Source organism: Pseudoduganella lutea (assembly GCF_004209755.1).
GTDB lineage: Bacteria > Pseudomonadota > Gammaproteobacteria > Burkholderiales > Burkholderiaceae_D > Rugamonas > Rugamonas lutea.
On the sequence record NZ_CP035913.1, the window covers coordinates 6,225,643 to 6,248,708 of the forward strand.

Below are 23,066 nucleotides of genomic sequence, written 5' to 3' on the forward strand. Positions count from 1 at the left end.
AAATGAATACCACCGTCTCCGGCGCTCCCGTCGTTACCGACATGCGTGTCGTCCCCGTCGCGGGCCAGGACAGCATGCTGCTCAACCTCTCCGGTGCGCACGGCGCCTGGTTCACCCGCAATATCGTGATCCTGACCGACAGCGCCGGCAACACCGGCCTGGGCGAAGTGCCGGGCGGCGAAAAGATTCGCCAGACACTGGAAGACGCGCGTGCCCTCGTGATCGGCAAGAGCCTGGGCGAGTACAACAACATCCTGAACGCGATGCGCGCCACCTTTGCCGAGCGCGACGCCGGTGGCCGCGGCCAGCAGACGTTCGACCTGCGCATCACGATCCACGCCGTGACGGCGATGGAATCGGCGCTGCTCGACCTGCTGGGCCAGTTCATGAACGTGCCGGTCGCCGACCTGCTGGGCGAGGGCCGGCAGCGCGACAAGGTCGAGATGCTCGGCTACCTGTTCTACGTGGGCGACCGCGCGAAAACAACGCTGGACTACCGCGCCGAGCCGGATGCGGACAATGCCTGGTTCCGCCTGCGCAATGAAGAGGCGCTGACCCCGGAAAGTATCGTGCGCCTGGCCGAAGCCACCCGCGAGCGCTATGGCTTCAACGACTTCAAGCTGAAGGGCGGCGTGCTGAGCGCGGATGCGGAAATGGAAGCGATCGTCGCACTGCACGAGCGTTTCCCCGAAGCGCGCGTGACGCTGGACCCGAATGGTGCCTGGTCGCTGCAGGAAGCGATCCGCGTGTGCCGCGACAAGCACGGCATCCTCGCCTATGCGGAAGACCCGTGCGGCGCCGAGAACGGTTTCTCGGGCCGCGAAGTGATGGCCGAATTCCGCCGCGCCACGGGACTGCCGACGGCCACGAACATGATCGCCACCGACTGGCGCCAGATGGCCCACTCGATCCAGCTGCAGTCGGTCGACATTCCGCTGGCCGACCCGCACTTCTGGACCATGCAGGGCTCCGTGCGCGTGGCGCAGCTGTGCCAGATGTTCGGCCTCACGTGGGGCTCGCACTCGAACAACCACTTCGACATTTCGCTGGCGATGTTTACGCACGTGGGCGCGGCGGCCCCGGGCAAGGTGACGGCGATCGACACGCACTGGATCTGGCAGGACGGCCAGCGCCTGACGAAGGATCCGTTGAAGATCGAGGGCGGTTTCATCGCCATTCCGCAAAGGCCGGGCCTGGGCATCGAGCTCGATGAGGCCGAACTGGAAAAGGCGCACCAGGCGTACAAGAACATGGGCCTTGGCGCCCGCGACGATGCGGCGGCCATGCAGTTCCTCGTGCCGGGCTGGCAGTTCGACAACAAGAAACCCTGCCTGGTGCGCTGACCGCCGGGTGCATGCCCGCCCGGATGGTCAGTTATTCACAGGCCTGATGGGAGGTATGCGGGAAATAAAGTAGCGTAATGGTGGAGTGGATGAGATGATGCACCTGTCTCCTCCAACTCTCCCAGAGAATTGGAATTTGCCGGCCCAGCGCCGGCATTTTTTTTGCCCGTTCGACTTTGGCGGTCTGTCGTTTATCCTACCTGCGCGATCCGCAGCAAGTTCGTGGTGCCCGGCACGCTGAACGGCATGCCCGCCGAAATGACGATCGTATCGCCCGCGCTGGCCACTTCTTCCCGGCGGGCGACCGCGCAGGCCTGGTCGGTCATCTCGGCCACGTCGGCCACCTCCGGGCACAGCACCGGGTGCACGCCCCAGGCCAGTGCCAGCCGCCGGGCGGTCGCCATGTGCGGTGTCATGCCGATGATGGGCGCGCGCGGCCGCTCGCGGGCCATGCGCAGGGCGGAATACCCGGAGCACGTGTAGGCGACGACGGCGGCGATGCGCAGCGCCTCGGTCACGCTGCGCACGGCGATGCCGATGCCGTCCGATGCCAGTGTGGCGGCGGCGCCCGCGGCGATCGCCAGCTCTTCGCGGTAATACGGATCGGCTTCCGTTTGCGCGATGATCGAATTCATGATGCGCACCGCGTCGCGCGGGTACTGGCCGGAAGCCGATTCGGCGGACAGCATCACGGCGTCCGCCCCGGCGTAGATGGCGGTGGCCACGTCCGACGCTTCGGCCCGCGTGGGCACCGGCGCCGCCACCATCGATTCGAGCATTTGCGTGGCCACGATCACCGGCTTGCCGACCTTCCTGCAGGCCCGCACGATGCGTTTCTGGATGGCCGGCACCTGTTCCGGCGGCATTTCCACGCCCAGGTCGCCGCGCGCGACCATGACCGCGTCGCTGGCCGCCACGATCGCATCGAGGCTGTGGATCGCCGCCGGCTTTTCCAGCTTGGCAACGATGGCGGCGCGGCCCGCCACGATGTCCCGGATCTCGTCGATGTCTTCCGGCCGCTGCACGAACGACAGCGCGACCCAGTCCACGCCGAGCTTCAGGCCGAATTCCAGGTCTTGCCGGTCCTTTTCCGTCAGCGCCGACAGCGGCAGCACCACGCCGGGCACGTTGACGCCCTTGCGGTCGGAAACCCGCCCGCCGGTGACGACGTGCGTTGCCGCGAAATCCGGTCCGCACGCTTCCACGCGCAGCCGCACCCGCCCGTCGTCGACCAGCAGGTCGGTGCCGGGCACCAATGCCGCGAAGATCTCGGGATGGGGCAGGGGCGCGCGATGCGCGTCACCCGCCACGTCGCGGTCCAGGTCGAGACGGAAGGCATCACCCGCGGCCAGCGTGACCGCACCCTCCGCGAACGTGCCGAGCCGCAGTTTCGGGCCTTGCAGGTCGAGCAGCACGCCGATCGGCCGCCCCGTTTCGGCCTCGATGGCGCGGATCGTGTCGAAGCGCTGGCGGTGGTCGGCATGGCTGCCATGGCTGAAGTTCAGCCGGAAGACGTCGGCACCGGCGTCGAACAGGGCGCGTATGGTGTCCGGATCCGAGCTTGCGGGGCCGAGGGTGGCGACGATCTTGGCGTTGCGTTGGCGATGCATGGGGTCTCCGTATCAGTGTTCGCGGCGCGGCAAGCTGGATTGAAGCACCAGCAGCGCGCGGAAATCGTTGACGTTCGTGAGCGTGGGGCCGGTGACGACGCTGTCGCCCAGCGCCCCGAAGAAGCCGTGGCCGTCATTGTCGTCCAGGCTGTCGTGCGGGCGCAGGCCCGCGGCCCAGGCGCGTTCCAGCGTGTCCGGGCGGATGACGGCGCCGGCGATTTCCTCCTGGCCGTCGACACCGTCCGTGTCGGCCGCCAGGCCGTAGATGCCGGGTTCGCCGCGCAGGGCCAGCGCGCAGGCAAGCAAAAATTCGACGTTGCGCCCGCCGCGGCCGTTGCCGCGCACGGTGACCGTGGTTTCGCCGCCCGACAGCAGCACGCACGGGCCCGCGAACGGCTGGCCGCGTCGCGCCGTCTGCAGCGCCACGCCCGCCAGCACCTTGCCCACGTCGCGCGCCTCACCTTCCAGGCTGTCGCCCAGGATATAGGGCGTGATGCCGGCATCGAGCGCCACGCGGGCCGCCGCTTCCAGCGCCATCTGCGGCGTGGCGATCATGCGCACCTCGGCGCGGGCCAGGCGCGGATCGCCGGGTTTGACAGACTCGCCACGGCCGCTGTGCAGTACGGCGAGCACGCGGTCCGGCAAGTCGATGCCGTAGCGGCGGATGATGGCCAGCGCATCGTCGCAGGTCGTCGGGTCGGGTACCGTGGGACCGGAAGCGATGTCGCGCGGATCGTCGCCCGGCACGTCGGAAATCAGCAGCGTGACGACTTTGGCCGGGTAACAAGCGGCGCCCAGCCGTCCGCCCTTGATGGCCGACAGGTGGCGCCGCACGCAGTTCATCTCGCCGATGGTGGCGCCGGATTTGAGCAGTGCCGTGTTGACCTGCTGCTTGTCTTCCAGCGTGATGCCCTCGAGCGGCAGCGGCAGCAGCGAGGAGCCGCCACCGGAAATCAGGCACAATACCGTGTCGTCCTCGTGCAGGCCGCCGACCATGTCCAGCATGCGCCGGGCGGCGGCGTGGCCGGCGGTATCCGGCACCGGGTGCGCCGCTTCTACGATCTCGATGCGCTCGCACGGCACCGCGTAGCCGTAGCGGGTGACAACCAGGCCTTCGAGCGGCCCGGGCCAGTTGCGCTCGACGGCGCGGGCCATCTCGGCCGACGCCTTGCCGGCGCCGATCACGATCAGCCGCCCCTTCGGCGCTTCGGGCAGCAGGCCGGGAAGGCACAGCGCCGGTTGCGAGGCGGCGATGGCTGCGTCGAGCATGCGCCGCAGCAGCCCGCATGCCTGCGGGTCTTCCCGCGTGTCATCCATCGATGTCTTCATGATAGGAGCATAGTACATGTCAGGCGGACACCTTGTGCACCGGCAGGAGCTCCGGTGCGGGCCTGTCCGCGTCGTCGTCCTGCTCGTACAGCGCACGCAGCTCTTCGGGCGACGACTGGCCGTCCAGCACGCGGTGCATCTGCTTGCGGTCCAGCGCGCCCACCCACTGGGCGATCGCCATCGTGCCGACCGCGTTGCCGATCGTGTTCGTGATGGCCCGCGCTTCGGACATGAAGCGGTCCACGCCCAGCAGCAGCACCATGCCCTCGACGGGGATCTTGCCCATCGAGGCCAGCGTGGCGGCCAGCGTGATGAAGCCCGAACCGGTCACGCCGGCCGACCCTTTCGACGTCACCATCAGCACGCCCAGCACCACCAGCTGGTCGGTCAGCGTGAGTGGCGTGTTCGTCGCCTGGGCGATGAAGATGGCCGCCATCGTGTAGTAAATGCACTGGCCGTCCGGGTTGAACGTGACGCCGGACGGGATCACGAGGCCGACGACGGGCTTCGACACGCCCACGTGCTCGAGCTTGCGCATCAGCTGCGGCACCACGGATTCGGACGAGCTGGTGCCCAGCACTGTGAAGATCTCGTCCTTTATGTAGCGCAGGAACTTCCACAGGCTGAAGCCGGAAATGCGCGCCACCAGGCCGAGGATCGCCACGACGAACACGAAGCAGGTGATGTACATGCAGGCCATCAGGTAGCCCAGCGAGACGAGCGAACCCAGGCCGTATTTCCCGACCGTGAAGCCGATGGCGCCGAACGCGGCCAGCGGCGCCACGCGCATGATCATGCCGACGACGATGAACATGCTGTTGCTGAACGCTTCCAGGAAGTCGACCACCGGCTTGGCGCGGCGGCCCATGTGCGACAGCGCCACGCCGAACATCGTGGCGAACACGAGGATCTGCAGGATGTCGTTCTTCGCCAGCGCGTCGACCACGCTGGTGGGGATCATGTGCAGCAGGAAGTCGACGAAGCCGCCGGAGTGGCCGGCGGCCGCCGTGTAGTTCTTGATGCCGGTCGTATCGAGCGTGTGCACGTCGACGTTCATGCCGACACCGGGCTTGGCCAGGTTGACGACGACCAGGCCCAGCCCCAGCGCGAACGTGGACATGACTTCGAAGTAGATCAGCGCGCGGGAACCCACGCGGCCCAGCTCCTTCATGCTGTCCATCTTGGCGATGCCCAGCACCACCATCGCGAAGATCACGGGGGCGAACACCATCTTGATGAGGCGGATGAACGCGTCGCCCAGCGGCTTCAGGTCGGCCGCGAAGTGCGGGTACAGAACGCCCAGGATGCCGCCGGCGAGCACGCCGATCAGCACCTGGACATACAGCTTTCCAAGGAATCGTTTTGACATGGTTGTCTCCAGTATGGGTAACGCTTCAGGCTGCTGCTACGCCGGATCCGCCTTGCTCTTGGTGGCAGGTCGGAATCAGCGGAAAACGATCGGATGCGGCTTCAGGCGGCCTTGCGATCGGCGTCCCTGGACAGGAAGTCGCACACCGCGCGCGTCACGTCGGCCGTGGTGGCCTTGCCGCCCAGGTCGCCCGTGTGCAGGGCTCGGTTCGCGGTCACGTGCTCGATGGCGGCCATCACGCGGGCGGCGGCTTCCGGTTCGCCCAGGTGCTCGAGCAGCATGACGACGGACCAGAACGTGCCGACCGGATTGGCCAGGCCCTTGCCCATGATGTCGAACGCGGAGCCGTGGATCGGTTCGAACATGGACGGATAGCGGCGCTCCGGGTCGATGTTGCCCGTGGGGGCGATGCCCAGGCTGCCGGCCAGCGCAGCGGCCAGGTCGGACAGGATGTCGGCGTGCAGGTTCGTGGCCACGATCGTATCGAGCGTGGCGGGGCGGTTGACCATGCGCGCCGTGGCGGCGTCGACCAGTTCCTTGTCCCATTTCACGTCCGGGAATTCCTGCGACACCTGCAGCGCGATCTCGTCCCACATCACCATGGCGTGGCGCTGCGCGTTGCTCTTGGTGATCACCGTGAGCAGCTTGCGGGGGCGAGACTTCGCCAGCTTGAACGCGAAGCGCAGGATGCGCTCGACACCCACGCGCGTCATCATCGACACGTCGGTGGCCGCCTCGATCGGGTGGCCCTGGTGCACGCGGCCGCCCACGCCCGAATACTCGCCTTCCGAATTCTCCCGCACGATGACCCAGTTCAGGTCTTGCGGCGCGCAGCGCTTCAATGGCGCGTCGATGCCCGGCAGGATGCGGGTGGGGCGCACGTTGGCATACTGGTCGAAGCCCTGGCAGATCTTCAGGCGCAGGCCCCACAGCGTGATGTGGTCGGGAATGTCCGGGTCGCCGGCCGAGCCGAACAGGATGGCGTCCTTGCCGCGCAGCGCGTCGAGACCGTCGGCCGGCATCATCACGCCGTGCTGGCGGTAGTAATCGCCGCCCCAGTCGAAGTCCTCGAACGCGAACTGGAATGTGCCGCTGTGCGCGGCCAGCGTGGCCAGGACTTCGCGGCCCGCCGGCACGACTTCCTTGCCGATGCCGTCGCCGGGAATGGTGGCGATCTGGTACGTTTTCATGGGTGTCTCCTGAGTGAATGGATTGAACAGAACGGAAGGTGTGGTCACTGTAGCGGGTGGACTGGCGCTCGAATGGCCTGTAAACTCAATCCGTTGTCAACCTGGAGCTCAATAATGGATGTGGGACTGCAGCCGGCAGAATTGACGTTCATGGTGACGCTCGCCACCAGCGGCAGCCTGAGTGCCGCGGCGCGGGAACTGGGCATCACCACGTCGGCCGTCAGCAAGCGCCTTGCGCTGCTGGAAGGGCGGATCGGCGTGCCGCTGGTAAACCGCACGACGCGCCGCATGAGCCTGACACCGGAAGGCGACGTGCTCATCGAGCATGCGCAGCGCATCCTGCGCGAGATCGCCGACCTCGAGCAGATGCTGACGAAGTCACAGGGAGTGCCGAAAGGGCAGTTGCGCGTAAATGCCACGCTGGGCTTCGGGCGATTGCACATCGCGCCGGCGATCTCGCAGTACGTGCTGCGCTATCCCGAGGTCGACGTGCAGCTGCAGCTCTCGGTCGATCCGCCGCCGCTGGCGGACGACCAGTACGACGTGTGCATCCGCTTCGGCGCGCCGGCCGATACCCGCGTGATCGCCCGGCGCCTCGCCGCGAACCGCCGGCTGCTGTGCGCAGCGCCGAAATACCTGGACCGGCACGGCGAGCCCAAGACGCCGGCCGAACTGGCGCGGCACAACTGCATCACGATCCGGCAGGGCGACGAGGCGTATGGCGTGTGGCGCCTGCTGGCCGGCCGCGATGCGGAAAACGACGCCGCCGCCGTCAAGGTGCGCGGCAACCTGGCGACGAACGATGGCGAGATCGCGGTGGGCTGGGCGCTGGACGGGCATGGCATCCTGATGCGTGCCGGATGGGATATCGAGCGATACCTGCAAAGCGGCCGGCTGGTGCAGGTGCTGCCGGGGTACCGCACGCCGGATGCGGACATCTATGCGGTGTATCCGCACCGGCATCAGCTGTCGGCGCGGATACGGACGTTCGTGGATTTTCTGGTGGAGCGGTTCGAGCGGCTGGACAAGCTGTAAAACCGCGGCCTCGGCGTCAGGCGCGACGCAGCTTCTTCGTCATCGCCAGCGCGGCCAGACCGAGGCCGAGCATGGCGTAAGTCGACGGTTCGGGGACCGGCGCCGTGACGAGCGTCAATGACGTGATGTTGGCGTTGGCCTGCATCCAGTTTTCCGTTCCAACATCGAGGAAGCTGTAGCTGACGGTCGCGGTGAAGTAGTCGGCGAAATTCAGGCTGGCCGGCGGCGCGTCGCCGGACAGCGAGCTGCCATCGTAATTGAAGAAAAAGAAATCACCGGATTCGAAACCTGCGCCGGACGCGTGGGTACCGATCGACAGGAAGTCCGACTCGGCGCCGGCTACGCCATCATGCACCTGCATCAGCGCCAGCCAGGCGAGGTCGGCGTCGGAACTGTACGACAGGCCGGTTTGCGCGTCCGTGATCGTCGCGCCCATGAAGCCTTCGTACAAGCGGTAGCTGGCCTGTTCTGGCTGTTCCGGCTGGTAGGAGCCCAGCGTCAGGTCCGTATTCCACGAAACGGTGCCGGTCCAGGTATCGCCGACGGAAATCGTCGGTCCCGCGCTGGAGCTCGACTCGACATTGTTGTAGATTTCCGTGCCGCCGGGATGCTCGGTCAGCCCCGAAACGTTGGCGGTAAACTGGTACGTGACAATGGCAGCTTGCGCGGGCATGGCGACAACGGCGGACAGCAGCAAGACAGGGACTATGCGCATGGCGATTCCTGTTATTGAAATGACCATGATTGCATCATCGTTATAACCCGTCAATAAGTTGTATTGCGTTGCAATTCTAAAGTTTCTGATGCAACTGCTGCATGTTGCGCTTTTACCACCGATGGCCCGCCATCTGGTATCAGGCGCGCGACTACTTCCTGGACACGAAGGCCAGCATACCGAGGCCCAGGCCCAGCATGCCCCAGGTGGCAGGCTCCGGGACCGGCGACTGGATGTCCACACGTGTCAGCGACGTGATCGTGGCGAAGGCTTGCAGGTTGGTGGCCCCCTGCGAGAAGCCATAATGCGCGGTCGCAAATGGGCTGCCCACACGCAGCGTCAACAGTATTGTTTTACTTGCAATTTGCCAGCCGCGCGGCCGCGGCCTGGGCATCGAGCCAATGCCGGAACGCGGTGAGCGGGGGATGGTCCGCCTTGCGCTCCGGGTACAGCAGGCGGTAGGAACGGTCGCTGCGGTAGACATGCGGCGCGGCCAAGACGAGGGCGCCGCGGGCCAGCTCGGGCTCGATCAGCAAGCGGGGCACGAGGCCGATCCCCATGCCGTGGATGGCGGCTTCGGCCACCATCGAATACAGTTCGAAGCGCGGGCCGGCCATATCCCCCTCGACGGCCATGCCGCAGGAACGGAACCAGTCGCGCCACATCGTCGGCCGCGTGCTGATCTGCAGCAGCATGCGCCGCTCCCAGCCACCGGGGATCGGCAGGTTCGGGCTGGCCACGGCGACCAGGTCCTCGGGCATCAGCACGATCCCTTCGGTACCGGGCCAGAATGCCTCGCCGGCATGGATGGCGGCGTCGAATGGCGTGTCGTCGAACAGGAACGGCCGGGCGCGGGCGGCGAGGTTGACGGTGATGCCGGGATGGCGCTGCAGGAAGTCCGGCAGCCGCGGCAGCAGCCATTTCGTCGCGAACGTGGGGACCACGCCCAGTTCCAGCGTGCCGCCGCTGCCGCCGCCGGCCATCAGTTCCAGCGTGTCGCGCTCGACGTCGTCCAGCCGCGCCATCACCTTGCGGCTGTACGCGAGGCCCGCCTCCGTCAATGCCACGCCGCGGCGCCCGCGGCGGAACAGTGCGACGCCGAGGAACTCTTCAAGCGCGCCGATCTGGCGGCAGATGGCGCTCTGCGTGACGGCCAGCTCGTCGGCCGCCTTCGTGAAGCTCTGGTGGCGGGCGGCGGCCTCGAAGGCGGAGAGGGCGAGGGTGGAAGGAATTTTTCGGCGCATGCAGGATCTCCAAGTGCGAAAAACGCACAGGTCAGTGCGTATAAAACGTTTGCCGCACGATTGGCGTGATTGTACATTGCGTCAATGTTCAACCTGCCCGAGATCCTGAAATGACATCCAAGCACAAAGCCGCCTTCCACTGGGACGATCCGCTGCTGCTGAACCAGCAACTGACCGATGAAGAACGCATGGTGCGCGATTCCGCCAGCGCCTATTGCCAGGACCGCCTCGCGCCCCGTGTGCTGGAAGCGTTCCGCAACGAGAAGACCGACAGCGAGATCTTCCGCGAGATGGGCGAGCTGGGCCTGCTGGGCGTGACGATTCCCGAACAATATGGCGGCGCCGGCCTGGGCTACGTGAGCTATGGCGTGGTGGCCCGCGAGGTCGAGCGCGTCGACTCCGGCTATCGCTCGATGATGAGCGTGCAGTCGTCGCTCGTGATGGTGCCGATCTTCGAATTCGGCAACGAGCAGACGAAACAGAAATACCTGCCGAAACTGGCGACCGGCGAATGGATCGGCTGCTTCGGCCTGACGGAACCGGACCACGGCTCCGACCCTGGCAGCATGACTACCCGCGCGCGCAAGGTCGACGGCGGCTACCGGCTCACGGGCAGCAAGATGTGGATTACCAACAGCCCGATCGCGGACGTGTTCGTCGTGTGGGCCAAGGATGACGAAGGCGCGATCCGCGGCTTCGTGCTGGAGAAGGGCTGGCAGGGCCTGTCCGCGCCGGCGATCCATGGCAAGGTGGGCCTGCGCGCCTCGATCACGGGCGAGATCGTGATGAATGACGTGTTCTGCCCGGAAGAGAATGCGTTCCCTGACGTGCGCGGCCTGAAAGGCCCGTTCACCTGCCTGAACAGCGCCCGCTACGGCATCGCCTGGGGCGCGCTGGGCGCGGCCGAGGATTGCTGGCACCGCGCCCGCCAGTATGTGCTGGACCGCAAGCAGTTCGGCAAGCCGCTGGCGGCGAACCAGCTGGTGCAGAAGAAGCTGGCCGACATGCAGACGGAGATCACCGTCGGCTTGCAGGGCTGCCTGCGGCTGGGGCGCATGAAGGATGAAGGCTCGGCTGCTGTCGAGATCACGTCGATCATGAAGCGCAATTCCTGCGGCAAGGCCCTCGACATCGCCCGCGTGGCGCGCGACATGATGGGCGGGAACGGCATCAGCGACGAATTCGGCGTGGCCCGCCACCTCGTCAACCTCGAAGTGGTCAATACCTACGAAGGCACGCACGACATCCACGCGCTGATCCTCGGCCGCGCGATGACGGGCATCGCGGCGTTCTGACGGCCATGGCGGGCACGATGAACGCAGGAGCCCTGGCTGGCCTGAAAGTGCTCGACCTGTCGCGCGTGCTGGCCGGGCCGTGGGCCGGCCAGCTGCTGGCGGACCTGGGCGCCGATGTCGTGAAGGTCGAGCGGCCGGGCAATGGCGACGACACCCGCGCATGGGGGCCGCCGTGGCTGCCCGACGCGGCAGGCAACCCCACGAGCGAGGCGGCCTACTACCTGAGCGCCAACCGCAACAAGCGCTCGGTGGCGATCGACATCGCCACGGCCGAAGGCCAGGCGCTGGTGCGGCAACTGGCGGCACGGGCCGACGTGGTGCTGGAAAACTTCAAGGTCGGCGGCCTTGCGCAGTATGGGCTCGACTATGCCAGCCTGAAGGTCGTCAATCCGCGCCTCATCTACTGCTCGATCACCGGCTTCGGGCAGGACGGCCCCTATGCGCAGCGCGCCGGCTACGACTTCCTGATCCAGGGCATGGGCGGGCTGATGAGCCTGACCGGCCGGCCGGATGGTGAAGCGGGCGCCGGTCCGATGAAGGTCGGCGTGGCGCTGACGGACGTGATGACGGGCCTGTATGCGTCGAACGCCGTGCTGGCCGCGCTGGCGCACCGCGAACGCAGCGGACAAGGGCAGCACATCGACCTCGCGCTGCTGGACGTGCAGGTGGCCGTGCTGGCGAACCAGGCGGCCAACTATCTCGTGGGCGGCACGGCGCCGCAGCGCATGGGCAATGCACACCCGAACATCGTGCCCTACCAGGATTTCGCCACGGCCGATGGCTACATGATCGTCGCCGTCGGCAACGACGGGCAGTTCCGCAAGCTGTGCGAGGTGCTGGGCCGGGCCGAGTGGGGCACCGACGAACGGTACGCCACCAACCCGCAGCGCGTGCGGCACCGCGCCGAACTCGTTGCCGGCATCCATGCCGTCACGGTCACGCGCACGACCGCCGAGTGGGTCGCGCTGATGGAGACGGCCGGCGTGCCATGCGGCCCCATCAACACCCTCGACAAGGTCTTCGACGACCCGCAGGTGCAAGCACGCGGCATGCGCATCGAGATGCCCCACCCGGTCGCGGGCACCGTCCCCCTGGTCGCCAACCCGATCCGCCTGTCGGCCACGCCGGTCACCTACGACCGCCCGCCGCCGATGCTGGGCGAGCATACGGCTGAAGTGCTGGCTGATTGGCTGCAAAACCGGTGACAGACACCAGTTCTTCGCAATGTTTCTAGAAAACCGGTGTCTGTCACCGGTTTTTTTTCACCTGCCAGGCGATCGATAATTCATAAGTAAAATACCGCTTGAAATTCAGATACCGATCAGTATAATTGATGCCTCTCATCAATTTCCTGACCGCCCATGCCCGCTTGGCACCGTTCCGACGAATCCGACCTGCCCCTGTGGGTGCTCGACCTTGATGACGAGCTGTACAGCGTGCATCATCGCCGCCTGTGCGTCTGGCCAGACGAGTTCGACGGCTGCTGGCACTGGGAGATTCAGACGTACGAGAATGCCGGTGTCGCCGCTTGCGGCAGCTGTGCCACGCTGGCCGACGCGCAGCAGGCAGCGGTCGTGGCGGCGCGGCGGCTGGCGGCCGGGCCGGCGCGGGAGGGCTGACGATGGCGACATCCCTGACGGCGGCGGCGCCCGTCGCGACGTCCCCGGCACCGGCCGCGCCGCCGGCACCGGTCGTTCACCCGTTCGGCCCGCGCCTGCTGACCGGCGTGGTCGGCGTGTTCGTGGCGGCGATGATGTCGGGCCTGAACAGCCGCATCGGCACGCTGGCGCTGGGGGACATCCGCGCCGTCTACGGTATGGGGATCGACGATGGCAGCTGGGTCGCGAGCCTGTACGGCGCCTTTGAACTGGCCGCGATGCCGTTCTCGGCATGGTTCGCGATCACGTTCTCGTTCCGCCGCTACCACATGGCCGTGGTGACGACGTTCATGCTGCTGGGCCTTGTCACGCCGCTGGCGCCCGATGCGGCCACGCTGCTCGTGCTGCGCTGCCTGCAGGGCTTTGCCGGCGGCCTGCTGATTCCGGTGCTGATGGCCGCGGCACTGCGCTTTTTCCCGGCGCCGATCCGGCTCTACGGCCTTGCCCTGTATGCGATGACGGCCACGTTCGCCCCGAACGTGGCCACCTGGCTCTCGGCCACGTGGACCGATGGCGTGGTGGACTGGCGCCTGCTGTTCTGGCAAACGGTACCGATGGCATTGTTCTCGCTGGCGGCGGTGGGCTGGGGCATCCCGCAAGACCCGGTGCGCCTCGAACGCTTCCGCCAGGTCGACTGGCTGGGGCTCGTGACCGGCATCGCGGCCCTCGTCATGCTCGGCATCGGCCTGTCGCAGGGCGAGCGGCTGGACTGGTTCAACAGTGTGCTGGTGTGCTGGCTGTTCGGTGGCGGCGGCGCGCTGCTGGGGATCTTCCTCGTGTGCGAATGGTTCCATCCCATGCCCTTTATCAAGCTGCAACTGCTGCACCGCCGAAACCTGGGCCTGGGCTTCACCATCTTCGTCGGCATGCTGGTGGTGCTGCTGTCCGGCTCCCTGCTGCCGGCCGATTACCTGGGCCATGCCTGGCATTTCCGCACACCGCAGCTGGCCGTCATCGGCCTGCAGGTGGGCCTGCCGCAATTCATTCTCGGCCCGGCCGTTTCCTGGCTGCTGTACAAGAAATGGGTCGATGCGCGGCACGTCTTCGTCATCGGACTCCTGCTGATTGCCGCGGCGTGCTGGGTCGGCTCGCGCATCACGCCCGAGTGGATGGCCGCCGAGTTCGCGCTGGCGCAGGCGCTGCACGCGTTCGGCCAGCCGATGGCCGTCATCGCGCTGCTGTTCCTGGCCACCAGCGTGGTGCAGCCGATGGAAGGGCCGCAGGTGTCGGGCATCGTCAACACGCTGCGCGCGTTCGGCACGATGTTCGGCAGCGCCCTCGTCGGCCGCCTGCTGGCCGTGCGCGAAGCCACCCATGCCAACGTGCTGCTCGACGGCGCGGTCAATATGCGGCGCAGCGCCGGTGCCGTGCCGCCCGATGCGCTGGCCGGCGTGGCCGACCGGGTCTCGCACCAGGCTTTCGTGCTGTCGATCGCGGACGGCTACCTGGCGCTCGGCGCGCTGGCGCTGGCGCTGGTGCCGCTGGTGCTGTCGCTGCAGTACATCGCGCCGCCCGTGCTGCCGCCGAAAACATAATTCACATCATTCGAGGATCACATGTCACTTCCAACTTCCGCAAAGATCGCGATCGGCGTACTGTTTGCCGCGCTTGCCGCCGGCAGCGCCTGGTCGTGGAGCCACCAGGAGGCCGGCGGCAGCCGCCAGAGTACCGACGATGCCTACGTGACGGCCGACTTCACGCTGGTGGCGCCGCAGGTTGCGGGCAAGGTGGCCGAAGTGCTGGTCGAAGACCACCAGGCCGTGGGCAAGGGCCAACTGCTGGCGCGGATCGACGACCGCGAGTTCGCCGTGGCCGTGGACATCGCCCGCGCCGACCTGACGAAAGCCGAGGCCGACCTGGCCAGCGCGCGCGCCGCGATCGCCCAGCAGGGCAGCACGATCCGGCGTGCCGCCGCCGCGGTCGAAGGCGGCGCCGCTACGCTGAAGTTCGCGAAGTCCAACGCCGAACGCTATCGCGACCTGGCGTCCGATGGCTCGGCGTCGATGCAGGACCGCCAGCAGGCCGAATCGCAGACCGATGCCGCGGCGGCAAACCACGCGGCGGACAAGGCCGCGCTGGCCGCCGCAAAGCAGCAGCTCGATGTGCTGGGCGCCCAGGTGGCGCAGGCCGATGCCCAGGTGGCGCGTGCGAAGGCGGCCCTGGCGGCCGCGCAACTGAACCTGTCGTACACCCGCATCGAGGCCCCCGTCGATGGCGTGGTCGGCCAGCGGGCCGTGCGCGTCGGCGCCTACGCGCAGGCCGGCGCCGCCATGCTGGCTATCGTGCCGCTGCAGCATGCCTACATCGAGGCGAACTTCCGCGAAACCCAACTGGCGCGGATGCGCGCCGGCCAGCGCGTTACAATTGCGGTCGACATGCTGCCCGGCACCACGCTGACCGGCCATGTCGAAAGCCTCGCGCCCGCCAGCAGCGTGTCGTTCTCGCCGATCGCACCCGACAATGCGACCGGCAATTTCACGAAAGTGGTGCAGCGCCTGCCCGTCAAGATCGTCATCGATCCGGGCCAGCGCGCCGCGCAACTGCTCAAGGTGGGCATGTCCGTCACGCCGACCGTCCTGTGCGAGGCGGGATAAAGCCGTCTTTACAAACCAGGATCATGACCGATTACGATGCCACCGTTACCAGGCCGGCGCGCCTGACGCGCGAACAGAGCCGGGCCCGCACCCGCGAGCGCCTGCTGGCCTCGGCCGCCGTCGTGTTTACGCGCGAAGGTTATGCGGGGGCGTCGATCGACCGCATCGCCGAGGAGGCGGGCTATTCAAAAGGCGCGATGTATTCGAACTTCGCGTCGAAGGATGAACTGTTCTTTGCGATGTTCGATTACTACGCGCTTGGCCAGGCCGATGAATTATGCCGGCGCCTGGATGCGGTGGACGATGCCGACGCGGTCATCGACACGGCATGCGCGTGGGCCGATGGCATGCGCCATGAACCGGACCTGCGACTGCTCGTAGTGGACATGGCGCGGCTGGCGCGTGCCGATCCGGCCGTGGCGGCGCGGCACACGAAGATGTTCGACGACGAATGGCACCAGGTGGGCTCGCGCCTCGTGAAGATCTTTCCTGGCGGCGCATCGCCGGTACCGGTGCTGCAGCTTGGCGCGCTGGTGATGGACATCGCCTACGGCAACGCCACGCAGCTGCATGCTGGGCTGACGGCCGGAGACCTGATCGGCGTTGCGCTGCGGGCGCTGCGCGACGCCTATGGTGGGCGACCTCCGGCACCGGGAAAGCGGCTGGCGTAGCCCCTTTCCCGGCCACGGGACCGGCTTACGGCGCCTTGCTTTCCAGCGTCACCTTCGCAGCCGACAAGCCGTCGGCGGTCGCGGTCAGCACCAGCTTGCCCGCCTGTCCCGCACGGGTGCGCACGATCGCCAGCGCGAGGCCATTGAACGCCTTGCGCTCACGCGACTGGAACGATTCGAAGCTGGTCGGATCGCCGTTGTCCGTGGCGATGATGTCGCCCGGGCCCGTGAGTGTAAACTTCACGCGGTTGGCGGTGCGCGGCACGGGCCGGCCATCCTTGTCGGCGATCGTCACCGTGACGAACGACAGGTCATCCCCATCGGCGCGGATCGCCTGGCGGTCGGCCGACAGCAGCAGCTTCGCTGCTTTTCCCGTCGTGTGTACGGTGTCCTCGGCCCAGCGCTTGCCATCCCTGTACGTCACCGCATGCAGCTTGCCGGGCTGGTACACCACGTCATCCCAGCGCAGCCGGTAGTCGCGGGGGCCGCGCTTCTTGCGGCCCAGCGATTTGCCGTTCAGGAAAAGTTCCGCCTCGTCGCCGGACGTGTACAGATGCACGGGCGTGACCTGGCCCACGCGCTCCGGCCAGTTCCAGTGCGGCAGCAGGTGCGCCATCGGCAGCTCGGGGCGCCAGCGCGCCTGGTACAGCCAGAAGCGGTCCTTCTTGAAGCCGGCCAGGTCGACGATGCCGAAATACGAACTGCGCGACGGCACGGCGATCTTCTTGAGGCTGTCCAGCTGCTGCGCCATGCGCTGCCGCTGCGCCGGGTCGGTGAAGTTCAGCAGGTTCGTCGCGTCGCTGTTGTACGGCGTGGGCTCGCCCAGGTAGTCGAAGCCGGTCCACACGAATTCGCCGGCGACGAACGGACTGTCGTCCTGGCCGCGGAATTCCTTGTCCGGCGGCGAAGCCCACGGCGGGGCGCTCAGGTCATAGCTGCTCACGTGGAAATTGGCCAGGCCCTTCGACTGGTCGTCGCTGACGGGGAAGAAGTATTCGCCGCGCGAGCTGACGGTCGATGCCGTCTCGCTGCCCAGCAAAGGGATGTGCGGCGCATGCTCGTGGAACTTCGCGTACTCATGCGGCTTGTAGTTGAAGCCGAACACGTCGGTGGCGTTCTGGAAACCGTTGTAGGCCGAGCCGACATGGTTGTAGGCGGCCGTCGTGGGGCGGGTACGGTCCTCGCCGCGCGCGATCTCGGACAGGTGCGCCGCCACCTTCCAGCCTTCGTCCTGGCCCTGCTCGACGATCTCGTTGCCGATGCTCCAGGCGATCACGCTCGGGTGGTTGCGGTCGCGGCGGATCATCGCGCGCAGGTCCTTCTCGTGCCACTCCTTGTAGTGCAGGTGGTAGTCGTTCGGCGTTTTCTTCAGGCCCCAGATATCGAACGCCTCGGCCACCACCACGAAGCCCATGCGGTCGGCCAGGTCGAGCAGCTCGGGTGCCGGCGGATTGTGACTGGTGCGGATGGCGTTCACGCCCATCTCGCGCAGGATCTGCAGCTGGCGTTCGAGCGCGCGCACATTGATCGCCGCGCCCAGCGCGCCCAGGTCATGGTGCTGGCACACGCCCTGGATCGTCAGGCGGCTGCCGTTCAGCAGGAAGCCCCGCTGCGCATCGAACGCGATCGTGCGGATGCCGAACGGCGTTTCAACGACGTCGACCACACGGCCCTTGTCCATCACCGTGGTGACGGCCACGTAGCGCTGTGGCGCGGTGGTGCTCCACAGCCGCGGGTTCGCGACGGCCAGCGCCTGGTTGAACTGCAGCTGGCGGCCGGCGGGGGATTTCCAGGGTGTGCTCGCATCCTTGCGCGCGACCGGCTGGCCGGTGCGCTTGCCCGCGCCATCGAGCGCGTAGATCTCGGTGGCGACCTGCACCTCGGTATCGGCACCGCGATTGTCCACCGTCACCTCGACGTTCACCGTGGCCGAGTCCTTCGTCACGATCGGCGTGGTGACGAACGTGCCGTACTGCGCCACGTGCACGGGCGCCGTCTTCACCAGCCAGACATTGCGGTAGATGCCGCCGCCCGGATACCAGCGCGACGACGCGGGCGGATTGTCGAGCCGCACCGCCACCACGTTGGCGCCGCCGGGTTTCACGTGCGGTGTCAGGTCCACCCGCCACGATGCATAACCGTAGGGCCAGCCGCCCACGTGCTGGCCGTTGATCCACACCTGGGCATTCGACATCGCGCCATCGATGTCCAGGTAGATGCGGCGGCCAACATCGGTGGCCGGCAGCGTGAAGTGCTTGCGGTACCAGGCCACGCCCCACCACGGCAGCTTGCCCGTGTCGTTCGGGTACTCCTGCCGGAACGGCCCTTCGATGCCCCAGTCGTGCGGCAGCGCCAGCTTGCGCCACGCGCCATCGTCGAAGGCGGGTTGCGCGGCCGGCGCCGCGGTAAGCGCCGCCGACGGATCTCGGGTGCCGGCGTCGTCCTTCTGGAAACGCCAGTCGGCGTTGAAGGCGAGGCGTTCGCGGACGGGCGCTTCGGCAGCGTGCGCGGCGTCGGCCAGCGTGAGGAAGCCGAAGGCAAGCAGCGGGAGGAGTCTTCTTAGCATGGGTGAATGAACGTGATGACAGAATCGAAAAAGTCTAGCCGCAATTGCAACGCCATTGCTATTCCATTTGTCGCGCGCGCTATCCGGAACCGATATAGCGTGCTTGCGCGCTCAATCATCATGCGCGGCCGATCAACCGGATGAGCGATCGACCGGCGCACTGTTCTACGCGCCGCGCAACATGCTAAGGTACGCCGCCCGATCCAGAACAACACCAAGCGGAGGAGACCATGCCCACCAACCCGACCTTGCGCCGCGCTGCGCTGGCCATGGCGCTGCTGGCACTTGCCGGCGGCGCGGCGGCGCAACAATCCAAATGGCCGGACATCACGTGGCTGTTCACGTCGTTCCAGGGCAAAGGCGATGGCCTGCACCTGTCGGCCAGCGCCGACGGCAAGGCATGGTCCGACCTGGGCAAGGTCTTCCTGAAGCCGTCCGTCGGATCGGGACTGATGCGCGATCCGCACATCCTGCGCGGGCCGGACGGCGTGTTCCGCATGGTGTGGACCACCGGCTGGAAGGACAAGGGCATCGGCTACGCGGCGTCGACGGACCTCGTCAACTGGTCGGCACAGCGCTACCTGCCGATCTTCGGGAAGACCCCCGGTGCGAACGATGCGTGGGCGCCCGAGACGTTCTACGACGAAGCGGGCAAGCAGTACGTGATCACGGTATCGTCCGACATCGATGGCCGCTTCGCCGAAACGAAGTCGGACGAGCGGATGAACCACCGCACGTACTACGTGACGACGAAGGATTTCGTCACGTTCAGCGAGCCGCAACTGTTCCTCGATCCAGGATTCGACCACATCGATACCACGGTCGTGCATGAGGAGGGCAGCAAGGGTGGACGCGATGGTGGACGCTATATCGCCGTCTTCAAGGAAGGCGACAGGCAGAAGGCCGGCAAGTGGGGCGCCGTGCGCTGGGCGGTGGCCGACAGCGCCCTCGGGCCCTACCGCGTGATGCCCGAGCCACTCGTCAGCGGCCTGCGCGCCGAAGGGCCCACGCTGTACACGCAGGATAGCAAGACCACGCTGCTGGTGGACTTCTATGCCGACAAGCGCTATGGCGCGTTCGAGACCACGGACTGGAAGACCTGGACCGACGTGTCGCCGCAGGTGGCGGTGGCGAAGGGCCAGCGGCACGGCACCGTTCTAGCGGTGCCGGCCTGGCTGGCGAAGGACCTTGTCACCGCACAGCCGGCCGCTGGCCCGGTGGAACCAAGGCCGGCGCCGCCGCCCGCGCTGGAAGGTTTCACGGCCGACCCGTCGATACGCCTGTTCGGCGACACGTATTACCTCTATCCCACGTCCGACAAGCCGAACTGGCAAACGACGGATTTCTCCGTGTGGTCGTCGAAGAACCTGGTGGACTGGAAGAAGGAGCGCATGATCCTCGACGTGGCCAATGACCTGAAATGGGCCAACGTGGAAGCATGGGCGCCGGACGTGATCGAGCGTAACGGCACCTACTACCTGTACTTTTGCGCGCAGGGGAACATCGGCGTGGCCACGGCGAAGTCGCCCACCGGTCCGTTCGTCGATGCGCTGGGCAAGCCGCTGATCGCCAAGGGCACGGGCGTGCAGTCGAACACGATCGACCCGTATCCGTTCATCGACGACGATGGCCAGGCCTACCTCTACTACGGCAACGGCAAGCTGGGCAACGTCTACAAGCTGAAGGCCGACATGGTCACGCTGGACGGCCCCGTGCACACGATCGAACTGCGGGACCACCGCGAGGCGCCGGTCGTCTTCAAGCGCAACGGCAAGTATTACTTTATGTGGTCGATCGACGATGCACGCAGCCCGAACTACCGCGTGGGCTGGGGCGTTGCCGACTCGCCCCTCGGCCCGGTGCGCTCGCCGGACCGGGATTTCATCGTCCTGCAGCGCAACGGCCCCGCCGTCGCCACGGCGCACCACAGCGTCGTCAACGTGCCGGGCACCGACCGCTGGTACGTGGCCTACCACCGCCATGCGCTGCCGCAGGGGAATGGCTACCAGCGGCAGACCGTGCTGGCGAGGATGACGTTCAATCCCGACGGGTCGATCCGGCCGATGGACCCGATGGTCGTGCCGTTCCGGCCGGGGGACGTGGGCGAGCCGGTCAAGGATGGCAGGGCGGCCGCGCCAGCTGCAGCGGGCCGCTGACCGGTTTTCCTGAGTATTCGAGCAGTCCGGCCACGCGCTTGCGCGCCCGGCGACGTGTTGTTTCGTGGCATGGTATCGTGCGCGTTTGCGGCATGCCGCGCCACGTTGTCCATTGCCATGCCCGACCATCGCCCCGATCCTGTCACCGCCATCGCTACCGCCCACGACTGGGCCATGACCCCGTTCGGCGCGGTGGCGGCATGGCCTGCGGCGTTGCGCGTGGCGGCCGGCATGGTGCTGTATTCGCGGCAGCCGATGTGTGTGATGTGGGGCGATGCGCTGCGCTTGCTGTTCAACGACGGATATCGCGCCTTGCTGGGCGCGCGGGCGCATGACGATGCGGTCCTGATGGGCCAGCCCTTCCGCGCCGTATGGCCCGAACTGGCCGACCCCGTCGGCCCCCTGCTCGACGATGCGCTGCGCGGCAATGCCACGGGCGCCGTGGAAGACCACCCGTTCACCGTGCAGCGCAACGGCTACCCGGAGCAGATCCACGTCACGTTCTTTACAAGTCCCATCCATGACGATGACGGCGCGATCGCGGGGTTGCTCGTCACCTGCGTGGAGACGACGGCCAGGGTTGCGTCGCGCCGTGAGCGCGACGATGCGATGGAGCGCCTGCGCCTGCTCGACGAGATCGGCGAGGCCACCCGCGTGGCCAGCGAGCCGCGCGCCATCATGGAGGAAGCCACGCGGCTGCTGGGCGAACACCTGGGCGTGACGCGCGTGGCGTATGCCGACCTGGAACCGGACAACGACCGCTTCACGATCCGGCACGACTGGCGCGTGCCGGGTGCGATCAGCACGGCGGGCGTGTATTCGTTGGACCTGTTCGGCTCCCGCGCCACGCAGAACCTGCGCATCGGCCGCACGCTCGTCATCAACGACGTCGACCGCGAACTCGCGCCGGGCGACGGCGACGGCATGTTCAACAGCATCGGCATCAAGGCGATCATCTGCTGCCCGCTCGTCAAGGGTGGCCGGCTGGTGGCGATGATGGCCGTGCACCAGGTGCATCCGCGGCAGTGGACCAGCGAGGACCTGGCGCTCGTGGAGGCGGTGGTCGAGCGCTGCTGGGCGCACATCGAACGGGTGCGTTCGACCGAGGCGTTGCGCGAGGCGGACCGCCACAAGTCCGAGTTCCTGGCGGTGCTGGCACACGAACTGCGCAATCCGCTGGCACCGATCCGCAACGGCCTGGAACTGCTGCGCCTCGGCGGGGGCGGCAGCGACGTCGTGGCGAAGGTGGGCGGCATGATGGACCGCCAACTGAGCCACATGACGCACCTGATCAACGACCTGCTCGACATTGCCCGCGTGTCCAGCGGAAAGATCGTGCTGCACCGGGAAGCGGCCGACTTGAACCGCATCGCCGCCGCGGCCGTCGAGGCAAGCATGCCGGCGATCGAAGCGGCCGGCCATGACCTGGAAGTGCAACTGCCGCCGGAGCCGCTGCCCATCGAGGCGGACACGGTGCGCATCAGCCAGGTGATCGGCAACCTGCTGACCAATGCCGCGAAATACACGCCGCGCAACGGCAGGATCCGCGTCGCTGCCCATGCCGACGGCGACATAGCCGTGATCACGGTGACCGACAATGGCATCGGCATCCCGGCCGAGTCGCTCGACGCCGTGTTCGACATGTTCACGCAAGTGGCCCGGCATATGGAGCGCTCGAACGGCGGCCTCGGTATCGGCCTGTCGCTGGTGCGGCGGCTGGTGGCGCTGCATGGCGGCACCGCAACGGCCGCCAGCCCGGGAGCGGGGCAGGGCAGCACGTTTACGATCCGCCTGCCGCTCGCGGGTACAGCGGCGCCGTTGGCCGAACCGTCACCATCCGCCCGTGCGGCGACGAGGCGCCTGCGCATCCTGATCGCGGACGACAATGTCGATGCGGCCCATTCGCTGTCGGACCTGCTGGCGCTGGACGGGCACGATACCCGTGTCGCCGCCGATGGCGCGGCGGCACTGGACGTGGCAGCGCAGTTCCAGCCCGAAGTCGTGTTCCTCGATATCGGCATGCCCGGCATGGATGGCTACGAGACCGCGCGCCGGCTGCGCGGCGTGCCCGGCCTGGATGGCGTGCGGCTGGCCGCGCTGACCGGCTGGGGCGCCGCCGAAGACCGCGCACGCAGCCGCGCCGCCGGCTTCGACCACCACCTGCTCAAGCCCGCCGTGCCGGCCGAAGTCAACGCGGTGCTGGCCGAGGCCTGAGGCGACGGATGCCGGCCGTGCCGGCATCCGTCGCACCGGTCTTCGATATTTCCACGATCATGGACGATTGCATCTTC

Annotated in this window: 18 protein-coding genes; 10 read left to right on the forward strand and 8 right to left on the reverse strand. The window is 67.2% G+C overall.

Translation table 11 applies throughout. The annotated features are described in order from the left end of the window. Positions 1–2 precede the first annotated feature (2 nt). On the forward strand, positions 3–1,343 hold the full coding sequence (gene gudD / locus EWM63_RS26295) for a glucarate dehydratase (protein ID WP_130189173.1): 1,341 nt from the start codon (positions 3–5) through the stop codon (positions 1,341–1,343). A 191-nt stretch (positions 1,344–1,534) separates the two neighbouring features. Here the strand turns inward: gudD and pyk are convergent, their stop codons facing one another. From pyk to EWM63_RS26315, 4 genes are all read right to left on the reverse strand, one after another. Further along, positions 1,535–2,953 carry a pyruvate kinase gene (gene pyk, locus EWM63_RS26300; RefSeq protein ID WP_130189174.1) on the reverse strand — a complete coding sequence of 473 codons (1,419 nt, stop codon included), beginning with the start codon at positions 2,951–2,953 and terminating at the stop codon, positions 1,535–1,537. A gap of 12 nt (positions 2,954–2,965) precedes the next feature. Continuing rightward, positions 2,966–4,282, reverse strand: a complete 1,317-nt coding sequence (locus EWM63_RS26305) for a glycerate kinase type-2 family protein (protein ID WP_229487514.1) — start codon at positions 4,280–4,282, stop codon at positions 2,966–2,968. A gap of 19 nt (positions 4,283–4,301) precedes the next feature. Further along, positions 4,302–5,651 (reverse strand): dicarboxylate/amino acid:cation symporter, encoded by a 1,350-nt coding sequence (locus EWM63_RS26310; protein ID WP_130189175.1) that lies wholly within the window; start codon positions 5,649–5,651, stop codon positions 4,302–4,304. A gap of 101 nt (positions 5,652–5,752) precedes the next feature. Continuing rightward, positions 5,753–6,841: a tartrate dehydrogenase gene (locus EWM63_RS26315; RefSeq protein WP_130189176.1), complete on the reverse strand. Its 1,089-nt coding sequence runs from the start codon at positions 6,839–6,841 to the stop codon at positions 5,753–5,755. A gap of 114 nt (positions 6,842–6,955) precedes the next feature. Between EWM63_RS26315 and EWM63_RS26320 the strand changes: the two genes are divergently transcribed. Continuing rightward, positions 6,956–7,876 carry a LysR family transcriptional regulator gene (locus EWM63_RS26320; protein ID WP_207221159.1) on the forward strand — a complete coding sequence of 307 codons (921 nt, stop codon included), beginning with the start codon at positions 6,956–6,958 and terminating at the stop codon, positions 7,874–7,876. Positions 7,877–7,892: 16 nt separating this feature from the next. Here the strand turns inward: EWM63_RS26320 and EWM63_RS26325 are convergent, their stop codons facing one another. From EWM63_RS26325 to EWM63_RS26335, 3 genes are all read right to left on the reverse strand, one after another. Further along, entirely contained in the window at positions 7,893–8,591 is a 699-nt protein-coding gene (locus EWM63_RS26325; protein ID WP_165390940.1) for a PEP-CTERM sorting domain-containing protein, read from the reverse strand. Positions 8,592–8,742: 151 nt separating this feature from the next. Next, complete coding sequence (locus EWM63_RS31900; protein WP_165390941.1) at positions 8,743–8,922, reverse strand: PEP-CTERM sorting domain-containing protein; 180 nt, start codon at positions 8,920–8,922, stop codon at positions 8,743–8,745. 22 nt (positions 8,923–8,944) lie between these two features. Beyond that, a complete protein-coding gene (locus EWM63_RS26335; protein WP_130189179.1) occupies positions 8,945–9,835 on the reverse strand; it encodes a LysR family transcriptional regulator in 891 nt (296 codons plus the stop codon). 110 nt (positions 9,836–9,945) lie between these two features. On the opposite strand from EWM63_RS26335, the gene EWM63_RS26340 reads away from it, so the two are divergent. The 6 genes from EWM63_RS26340 to EWM63_RS26365 all read left to right on the forward strand — a co-directional run bounded on the left by EWM63_RS26340 (position 9,946) and on the right by EWM63_RS26365 (position 16,053). Then, positions 9,946–11,130, forward strand: a complete 1,185-nt coding sequence (locus EWM63_RS26340; RefSeq protein WP_130189180.1) for an acyl-CoA dehydrogenase — start codon at positions 9,946–9,948, stop codon at positions 11,128–11,130. A gap of 5 nt (positions 11,131–11,135) precedes the next feature. Further along, positions 11,136–12,335, forward strand: a complete 1,200-nt coding sequence (locus EWM63_RS26345; RefSeq protein ID WP_207221160.1) for a CaiB/BaiF CoA transferase family protein — start codon at positions 11,136–11,138, stop codon at positions 12,333–12,335. A gap of 156 nt (positions 12,336–12,491) precedes the next feature. Next, positions 12,492–12,749, forward strand: coding sequence for a hypothetical protein (locus tag EWM63_RS26350; RefSeq protein WP_130189182.1), 258 nt, complete (start codon positions 12,492–12,494; stop codon positions 12,747–12,749). A gap of 2 nt (positions 12,750–12,751) precedes the next feature. After that, a complete protein-coding gene (locus tag EWM63_RS26355; protein WP_130189183.1) occupies positions 12,752–14,323 on the forward strand; it encodes an MFS transporter in 1,572 nt (523 codons plus the stop codon). A 21-nt stretch (positions 14,324–14,344) separates the two neighbouring features. After that, positions 14,345–15,382: an HlyD family secretion protein gene (locus EWM63_RS26360; RefSeq protein WP_130189184.1), complete on the forward strand. Its 1,038-nt coding sequence runs from the start codon at positions 14,345–14,347 to the stop codon at positions 15,380–15,382. A gap of 23 nt (positions 15,383–15,405) precedes the next feature. Then, on the forward strand, positions 15,406–16,053 hold the full coding sequence (locus EWM63_RS26365; protein ID WP_130189185.1) for a TetR/AcrR family transcriptional regulator: 648 nt from the start codon (positions 15,406–15,408) through the stop codon (positions 16,051–16,053). Positions 16,054–16,078: 25 nt separating this feature from the next. Here the strand turns inward: EWM63_RS26365 and galB are convergent, their stop codons facing one another. Continuing rightward, positions 16,079–18,619: a beta-galactosidase GalB gene (gene galB, locus EWM63_RS26370; RefSeq protein WP_130189186.1), complete on the reverse strand. Its 2,541-nt coding sequence runs from the start codon at positions 18,617–18,619 to the stop codon at positions 16,079–16,081. Positions 18,620–18,849: 230 nt separating this feature from the next. On the opposite strand from galB, the gene EWM63_RS26375 reads away from it, so the two are divergent. Together EWM63_RS26375 and EWM63_RS26380 are read left to right on the forward strand one after the other, a co-directional pair. Next, a complete protein-coding gene (locus EWM63_RS26375) occupies positions 18,850–20,775 on the forward strand; it encodes a glycoside hydrolase family 43 protein (protein ID WP_130189187.1) in 1,926 nt (641 codons plus the stop codon). A 117-nt stretch (positions 20,776–20,892) separates the two neighbouring features. Further along, positions 20,893–22,989: a hybrid sensor histidine kinase/response regulator gene (locus tag EWM63_RS26380; protein ID WP_229487515.1), complete on the forward strand. Its 2,097-nt coding sequence runs from the start codon at positions 20,893–20,895 to the stop codon at positions 22,987–22,989. The last annotated feature ends 77 nt before the right edge of the window (positions 22,990–23,066 follow it).